1 protein-coding gene and 1 pseudogene are annotated in these 1,125 nt (G+C 55.6%); both read right to left on the reverse strand.

The window, feature by feature from the left end:
- Window positions 1-96 precede the first annotated feature (96 nt).
- Window positions 97-813 (reverse strand): uracil-DNA glycosylase, encoded by a 717-nt coding sequence (gene ung / locus A3730_RS05955; protein ID WP_063537710.1) that lies wholly within the window; start codon window positions 811-813, stop codon window positions 97-99.
- Window positions 806-1,125 (reverse strand): annotated as a pseudogene (locus A3730_RS31150) (TetR family transcriptional regulator); the annotation flags it as partial. The pseudogene A3730_RS31150 and the gene ung, both read right to left, overlap by 8 nt.

Here is a 1,125-nt window from a genome sequence, read left to right on the forward strand (position 1 = left end):
ACGTCTGAAGCCGCGTTCATGCTATAGGCGCGGCCCCAGGACTCGAAAAGACCGAGGTGACCAACCGCGCAGCTATTAACTATTCATTATTAATTGTTAATTTTCAGGCACCGACCAATCAATAGCCGTTTTTCCCTGCTGAAGCAGGTATTGATTCGCGCGGGAGAAATGGCCACAGCCGAGGAAACCACGGTACGCAGATAACGGTGAAGGGTGCGGGGCAGAGAGCACGCAGTGCTTGTCGCGATCGATCAGGCGACCTTTCTTCTGGGCATGGCTGCCCCAAAGCAAAAACACCAAGCCATCACGATCACGATTCAGATGCTCGATGGCTTCATCGGTAAACCTCTCCCACCCCTGCTTCTGGTGCGAAGCAGCTTGCCCGGCCTCGACAGTAAGCACCGCATTGAGCAACAGCACACCCTGCTCAGCCCAATGGGTCAGGTTGCCATGGGAAGGAATATCGAAGCCCAGATCCCGGTGAATTTCCTTGTAGATATTCACCAGTGACGGCGGCGTCTTTACGCCGTGCTGAACGGAAAAGCACAAGCCATGGGCCTGGTTTGGACCGTGATAAGGGTCCTGCCCCAGGATTACTACCTTTACCTGCTCAAAGGGCGTCAGGTTAAAGGCGTTGAAAATATCCGGCCCCGGCGGGAAAACCGTTTTCCCCGCACGCTTCTGTTCTGCCAGGAAGTCGCGCAGTTGCGCCATGTAATCCTGCTCGAATTCGCCCGCCAAATGCTGTTGCCAGCCGGGCTCTAACGGCACGCCCTTGCCACCCGAGGTGTTCGCGGGATCCACATCAGCCATGGTGGGGAACGACTTTATCCAGCATGTTGTACATGCGCTTCTCGACAAACTCCTGGGAGATTTTTTCCGGGTGTACCAGCAAGCGCTGTTCGATGGTCAGGAAGGTGGCGAAGATTAACTCCGCGTCCAGCTTTGGTTCTTTGCAGCCAAAGAGTTCGCAGGCCATGGTCAGCGTCTCCACATGCTGGCGCAGGTACATGTCCGCCAGTTCACGCAGCCGCGCATCCAGAATTGCTTCCTGAATAAACGCCTGCTCGGCAACCACATGGTCGCGGCGATTCTGCAGCTCATCCACAATAAAGGCCGCCATCA

This window comes from Alcanivorax sp. HI0044, assembly GCF_001634945.1.

Excerpts from the sequence above, each read along its gene's own strand:
- ung (WP_063537710.1), bottom strand. The coding sequence starts at position 813 with ATGGCTGATGTGGATCCCGCGAACACCTCGGGTGGCAAGGGCGTGCCG.